Annotated in this window: 7 protein-coding genes; 6 read left to right on the top strand and 1 reads right to left on the bottom strand. The window is 32.0% G+C overall.

Annotated features, from left to right (window positions below; all coding sequences use genetic code 11):
• Positions 1 to 1,249 (top strand): hypothetical protein (locus tag SVN78_07310; protein MDY6821412.1); only part of this gene is annotated, 1,249 nt, incomplete at its 5' end.
• Position 1,250: 1 nt separating this feature from the next.
• On the opposite strand, the gene SVN78_07305 is transcribed toward SVN78_07310, so the two are convergent.
• The gene (locus SVN78_07305; GenBank protein MDY6821411.1) at positions 1,251 to 1,610 is read right to left on the bottom strand and encodes a hypothetical protein; all 360 of its coding nucleotides are present in this window, start codon (positions 1,608 to 1,610) and stop codon (positions 1,251 to 1,253) included.
• A gap of 152 nt (positions 1,611 to 1,762) precedes the next feature.
• Here SVN78_07305 and lexA point away from each other — a divergent pair, with 152 nt between their 5' ends.
• The 5 genes from lexA to SVN78_07280 all read left to right on the top strand — a co-directional run bounded on the left by lexA (position 1,763) and on the right by SVN78_07280 (position 6,523).
• Positions 1,763 to 2,356 carry a transcriptional repressor LexA gene (gene lexA, locus SVN78_07300; protein ID MDY6821410.1) on the top strand — a complete coding sequence of 198 codons (594 nt, stop codon included), beginning with the start codon at positions 1,763 to 1,765 and terminating at the stop codon, positions 2,354 to 2,356.
• Positions 2,353 to 2,607 (top strand): hypothetical protein, encoded by a 255-nt coding sequence (locus SVN78_07295; protein MDY6821409.1) that lies wholly within the window; start codon positions 2,353 to 2,355, stop codon positions 2,605 to 2,607. The genes lexA and SVN78_07295 overlap by 4 nt, the downstream gene beginning before the upstream one ends.
• Entirely contained in the window at positions 2,604 to 3,818 is a 1,215-nt protein-coding gene (gene dinB, locus SVN78_07290; protein ID MDY6821408.1) for a DNA polymerase IV, read from the top strand. Before SVN78_07295 ends, dinB begins: the two co-directional genes overlap by 4 nt.
• A 116-nt stretch (positions 3,819 to 3,934) precedes the next feature.
• A complete protein-coding gene (locus tag SVN78_07285) occupies positions 3,935 to 5,620 on the top strand; it encodes an FAD-dependent oxidoreductase (protein ID MDY6821407.1) in 1,686 nt (561 codons plus the stop codon).
• A 6-nt stretch (positions 5,621 to 5,626) separates the two neighbouring features.
• Positions 5,627 to 6,523: a LysR substrate-binding domain-containing protein gene (locus SVN78_07280; protein ID MDY6821406.1), complete on the top strand. Its 897-nt coding sequence runs from the start codon at positions 5,627 to 5,629 to the stop codon at positions 6,521 to 6,523.
• Positions 6,524 to 6,682 lie beyond the last annotated feature (159 nt).

Raw genomic sequence — 6,682 nt, 5'->3', positions numbered from 1 at the left:
CTGGCTGCCCGGCCTCGCGTCGGTGGGAGTCGTACTGCTGGATCACATCCTGAGCTGGTTCATCCATGGTTCGTGGTACTCGTGGATCAGCCCGTCGGCGCGGCTGCTCGAGGCCATGCACAAGGAGCATGAAAATCAAGTAAAAATTGTCTCTTCTTATAATAGTGAATATAATATCTTTATATTTAGTAGTTATGAAGAATTAAAAATTTCTAATAGAAATGTAATTGATAATCATTTAAAGAATATAAAAGATGATAGTTTAATTATAGATGTTAAGATTAATAAATTGTATAGCCGTTTAATAAATGTAATTATGAAGGAAGCCGTTTCTAAAGGTGTTAAAAAGATTATTCTTAAAAATGTTATGGGTCAAAGACTTATCGGCACCGGTGTTAACTGCGACGAGATAACTGTTGAAGGTCTTGTTGGCAACCAATCCTTTGCATTTATAAAAGGAGTTAAGGTTAATGTATTGCCTTCTCGAGACAATAATATATTGATCCCTGCTAATGCTCAAGTTGGGGTTGCAAATACATCAAATCCTTTAGAATTTAATATAGCTGGACATGTAAATGATCTTTTTGCTGCCTATGCTGTAAGTGGTGTTTTTAGGGTTGCTAAAAGTGGCGGTGCTAGAAATCTTTTACTTATGAAGGCTGGTCTACCACAAGAGTGGAACCGTTTAAATCTTGAAAAATATCGAAACTATAATGATGAGGAAATACTAGATGAATTATTGTTAAGATATCATAAAAGAAAAGCATTAAGGTTAAGTAAAAAATGGAGTAATTTTTTAGCTACCTTTGAAGAAAAATTAAATGATAGAACCCTTCCTGTTGCAATATATGGACTTGGTGTGGAAAGAGGAATGGGGGATTATTTTATGGAATATGCTCAAGGTGGTATAGGTATTGTCTTGAATATACCTAATTTAGAAAATCCTATGGGATATTATATTTGTAGTGGTATGAGTGCAGGAGCTGCCTTTATAAGGGGGAAAGTTACACAAAATCAACTAGGAGTTGGCGTAAAGAAGATAGATTATTTAACTGATAATGATATTGTTTTTCTAGAAAGAGAGATTATAAGGTTTATTAAAACCTTTGAAAATGTGGATATTGACAAATCTTATAATAAGGTATTTAATGAATTCGCAAATAGATTTTATAAAGATAAAGAAGACATATTTGAAGAATTTTGCAAGATTATACCGATCACAGTTGATGGAGTGAGAACAAATGAATAGTTTAGTTACAGCTTTTTAATAATCCATCTAAAATGGTTTTTAGTTCTTTAACACTATTAGTTAAAGTGCTCCTAGGAACACACAAAGTATCACCATTAACAGTTGATTCCTCTATTATATTAGTTAATAGTTCTTCTGCTTTTTCTGCTTCTTCTGGCGGTAAGTTCTTATTGATATAGTTATAAAAATCTAAATATACATCTAAATCAGATGAGGCAAAATTTAATAACGATATCATATCTATTTGTTCAATATTTTTTGAATAATTTTTGCCTATACCACAGTTTGAACAATTGTTATTCCCAGAAGCATTAACGATAAATACTAAAAAAGCTATAAATAAACATAAAATTCTTTTCATAATATACCCCCTAATTTAGTAGTTAGTATACTAGTTTATTGTTTAGGTTTATCAATATTATTTTTAAGAACAAGAAAATTTCCTTTGACATTTTACTATATTTTTGATAGAAGTTAATTAAAAGCGAACATTTGTTCTTATTAGGAGTAAAGATGACGTCTAAGCAAAAAAAATATATTGAGTTTATAAACTCTTTTATAGAAAAAAATGATTATCCTCCAACTATTAGAGAAATTGCTTTGGGACTTGGGGTATCTTCAACTTCTAGTGTAAAAAAAATGTTAGATAGACTAAAAGCCGTTGGAGCAATAGAAAAAAAGACAAATAAAGCTAGAGGGTTAGAGGTTAAAAAGAAAGGGATACCTTTAATTGGAAGGATAAGGGCAGGGGTTCCCACTTTTTCAGAGGAAAATATAGAGAAGTTTATAAATATAGAATCCTTATGTAGAGGCAGTGATGTATTTTTTTTGAAGGCAGAGGGTGATTCAATGGTGGAGAGAGGGATTTTTGAGGGAGATTATTTAATGGTAAAAAAAACAATGATTTTAAATAATAATGATATAGGTATTTTTCGAATTAATGGGGAGGTAACAGTAAAGACATTCTCTATTAAGAAGAATCCCAAGGAAATTAGACTTATACCTGCTAATGCCAAATATAGCATTATAAATATTAATAAAGAAGATGATTTTGAGATTGTAGGAAAGGTTATCCTTATCTTAAGGGACTTAGGTGTTTCTATATGATTACAACAGTAAATGAAAAGATTTTATTATGTGCAATTTTTGACAAAAATAGAGTTAAACCTCTATGGTTTTATTATAGCGGGAGAAAGATTGTTATAAAAGAAATCTGTTATAAATGGAAAGAAAGGGAAGGGGATAATGTTATATATAAGTTTACAGTAACAGATGGTTCTAGTATTTATGAAATTGCTTATTCATTAAATACCTTACAGTGGTATCTTATAGCAGTTGATGAAGGGGCTGTTATATGATTGCATGTCTTGATATGGATGCTTTTTTTGCCTCAGTAGAGCAGGCTTCAAATCCAAGACTAAAAGGGCTCCCTATTGCTGTTATAGGTTCAAAAGAAAGAACTGTGGTTACCACCTGCTCCTACGAGGCTAGACGTCTAGGGGTTAAAACTGGTATGAGCAAGTATGAGGCCAAAAGAGCATGTCCAAATCTCTTGTTAGTTGTTGGCAATAATAGAAAATATACATTTATCTCTAAAAAGATTATGGACTATTTAGCTGCCTTAACGGCCGATGTAGAGGTGTATTCTGTAGATGAGGCATTTATGAACTTAGAGGATCTAAAGATGCCTTATAAAGATATAGCCTATATGATTAAGAGCTATATCTATGAGAACTTTAAACTAACTTGTTCTATAGGTATTGGCCCTAATAAGTTTATAGCTAAGATGGCTAGCTCTGTCTCTAAGCCTGATGGCTATTGTTTGGTAGATAAAAAGGATGTGTTATCTTTTATAGACTCTTTTGAGCTAAAGGATTTATGGGGAATAGGAAATAGAACCGCAAAAAGGCTGAAAGATATAGGTATTTTTAATACCTTTGATCTTAGAGCGTATGGCAGAGAAAACTTACGTAGATATTTCGGCAAAAATGGGGATTATCTATATGAAATGGCCTGTGGTAATTATGAGGAATTAGCGAAGAGAAAGAAAGAACCTATCAAATCTATTGGACATTCTATGACACTTATTGAGAATTATCCTTCTATCGAGAGATGTTATAATTATCTTTTGCAGATATCAGAAATGGTTTCAGAAAGAGCAAGAAGACACAATTTAGCTGGAAAAACCCTTTGTTTATATGTAAGATATAGCTCTTTAGCATCAACTGTTAAAAGATATACCCTGCCTTTTTTTACTTCATCTACTCATCATATATATAATACTGCCTTATATCTATTTAACAAAAATGTGGATGTAGAAAAAAATGTAAGACAATTAGGGATAGTTCTGTCAAGAATAGTAAAGGGCGCAACAGTTTATACAAATATCGTTGAGACAGAAAAAGCAAGAAAATGGAGAGATTTGTATAGAGCAATTGATAATATTAACAATAAATATGGAGCTTCTGGGATAAACTATGCCTCTGTTTTAAATTGTGAGAGAAAAGGTGCTCTTACTATATCTCCAGCATGGAAGCCCGATGGTATAAGATATATAAATGTTAAATAATATTTGAAATCAATAATTAGAAATATATAAAATATGAATATAATAAATTGACATTTAATATAATGAGAATTAATATAATAACATATGTTATTAATATATAATACCGGAGGTGATAGATGGCAAGAAAAATAGTGATTATAGGTGGTGTTGCAGCAGGGGCAACAGCAGCAGCAAAGGCAAGAAGGGTAGATGAATTTGCAGAGATTACAATTTTAGAGAAGGATTCTTATATATCCTTTGCAAATTGTGGACTGCCCTACTATGTTGGTGGTGATATTAAAGAGAGAGATGAGATACTGTTACAAACCCCAGAGAAGTTTAAGAATATATATAATGTTGATGTATATATAAATACTGAGGCTTATAAGATTGACAAGGAAAAAAAGGTTGTTCTTGCCAAGAAAAATGGAGAAGAGCTAGAGTTTCCCTATGACAAATTGATTTTGGCTCCTGGGGGTGTTCCTACAATTCCACCAATTGAAGGTTTAAAGGAAGTAGATTTCTTTTCAATGAGGACTGTAGGGGATGCTGACAGGGCAAAAAAATATATTGAAGAGAAAAAACCAAAAACTTGTATTATTATAGGTGGTGGTTACATTGGGGTAGAGATAGCTGATGCCATGTATAGGCATAAGATAAAAACAACTATAGTAGAAGTAATGGATATGATTATGCCCAATTATCCTAAAATTGTTGTTTCTGCTATGAAGGAAGAAATAGAACAAAATGGTATAGAGATCAGACTAAAATGTTTTGCTAATAAAGTTGAGAAGAAAGGTGATAAATTTGTTTTAACCTTGAAAAGCGGTGAACAGTTAGAAGCAGATATGTTGTTTGTTAGTACTGGTGTTAGACCAAATACATCACTAGCAAAGGATGCGGGCTTAAAGATTGATGAATTAGGTGCTATCGAGGTTGACGAGTATATGAGAACATCTGATAAGGATATTTATGCAGCTGGTGATGCTGTGAGTAAATTAAGTCTTATAACTAAAAAGAAGGTGTTATTACCACTAGCTGGACCTGCAAATAGAGAGGGGCGAGTGGCAGGATGTAATGCTGCAGGAGGTAATATGACATTTCCTGGTGTAGTCGGTGCTTCTATAGTGGGTTTTGATGCACTATTTGGAGGCTATACTGTTGGGGGCGTTGGCCTCACCTATGAGCAGGCTTTAAGAGAGGGATTTAAAGCAAAATATGTTTATACAATAAACGAGCACCATGTTACCTACTATCCTAATGCTGAAGAGATTTTTATGCAACTTATATTTGACGAGGAAAGTGGTAAGGTTTTAGGGGCCTTTGCTGGTGGATACGAAGATGTAGCAAGGAAAATAGATGTAATCTCAACTGCTATTTTTAAAGATGCAACAGTTTGGGAGTTAGGTTTTGTTGATTACTGTTATGCACCTGCTTATGGTTCAGCAAAGGATAATGTGAATATAGCAGGCTATGTTGCTGAGAATGTTAGAAATAAAGAGCTTAGCTATATTACACCTGAAGAATTTATTGAACTTTACAAGAAAGAGGATCTTCAATTAATTGATGTTAGACCAGCTGATGCGCTAGCAATGGGACGCGTGAAAGGATCAAAACACATAGAGTTAGGAGCATTAAGGAATCATTTAGATGAGCTAGATAAAAATAGAGATGTTTATGTACATTGCAAAATAGGCTATAGTTCATATGTAGCTACTAAAATCCTAAAGGCTTATGGTTTTAAAGCGTACAATATAACAGGGGGATTTATTGCAATACAAAGAGCTTGTAAGATTCTTAATGCCGATGATATGATTATTTAAAGATTTATGTTATTAACATTGAGACAAATTGAATTTTTTGTTACTGTTGGACAGTTTGAAAGTGTAAGCAAGGCCGCTGATAAATTGTGTGTAACCCAAGCTGCTGTAAGCATGGCTATAAATGAGATTGAGAATATTTTAGAAAAAAAACTGTTTGACAGGGTAGGTAGAAGGATTGTGTTAAATGAATATGGTAGAGATCTCTTTCCAAAGGCTGTGAGTATATTAAACAGATTAAGTGAATTCGAAAATTATTTGATCAATGAAGATAATCTAAAAGGGAAACTTATAATAGGGGCTACAAGAACAGTTGGAAACTATATTTTACCTTTATATTTAAAAACCTTTATTAAAAATTACCCTGAGATAAAAATAGAGCTTATAATAAATAATACCTATCACATTACAAGATTAGTAGAAAACTATGAATTAGATGTTGCATTAATTGAAGGCTATTGCAATTCAATAAAAGTTAAAAAAACCTTTTGGAAAAAGGATAGGATGTTTATTTTTTCATCTCCTAAAAATTCTCTGTGTGAAAAAAAAGTAGTTACACCTAATGAATTAGAGAATGAAAAATGGGTTTTGCGTGAGAAAGGGTCAGGCACAAGAGAGATATTTGAAAGGGCAGTATTAAATAAGATAAATTATTTGAATATTGTCGCTGAGATTGGCAGTTTGGAGGCGATTAAGGAAACTGTAGAAGATACAGAATTTATTAGTTGTATGTCAATTGAGGCCATAAAAAAGGAGATCAATAATAAAACGTTAGAAATCCTAAATACGCCATGGCTCTCTATTAATAGGGATTTACATATCTTAACCAATAAAGTAAAAAATAGGACTAGATTACTTAATACTTTTATTTCATTTATTATGGGTTTAGATTTAGCAAAAGTGTAAATAATTTCATAAAATATTTTTTTAAGTGTTTCATTAGTTTTCAAAAGATAATATATAATAAATTAGCTATATTTTCAAATATATAAGTATTATTTATATATATCATAAATAAGTTTTAATTGACATTATAAGGCTGTATTATATAATGTCAATTAAAAC

The organism is Deferribacterota bacterium, from assembly GCA_034189185.1.
Classification (GTDB): Bacteria; Chrysiogenota; Deferribacteres; order Deferribacterales; family UBA228; genus UBA228.
Note: the sequence above shows the minus strand (reverse complement) of the source record. Positions and strands in the feature narration are given on the sequence as shown.

Coding starts and splice junctions, on each gene's coding strand:
- SVN78_07305 (MDY6821411.1), bottom strand. CDS start 1,610: ATGAAAAGAATTTTATGTTTATTTATAGCTTTTTTAGTATTTATCGTT.
- lexA (MDY6821410.1), top strand. CDS start 1,763: ATGACGTCTAAGCAAAAAAAATATATTGAGTTTATAAACTCTTTTATA.
- SVN78_07295 (MDY6821409.1), top strand. CDS start 2,353: ATGATTACAACAGTAAATGAAAAGATTTTATTATGTGCAATTTTTGAC.
- dinB (MDY6821408.1), top strand. CDS start 2,604: ATGATTGCATGTCTTGATATGGATGCTTTTTTTGCCTCAGTAGAGCAG.
- SVN78_07285 (MDY6821407.1), top strand. CDS start 3,935: ATGGCAAGAAAAATAGTGATTATAGGTGGTGTTGCAGCAGGGGCAACA.
- SVN78_07280 (MDY6821406.1), top strand. CDS start 5,627: ATGTTATTAACATTGAGACAAATTGAATTTTTTGTTACTGTTGGACAG.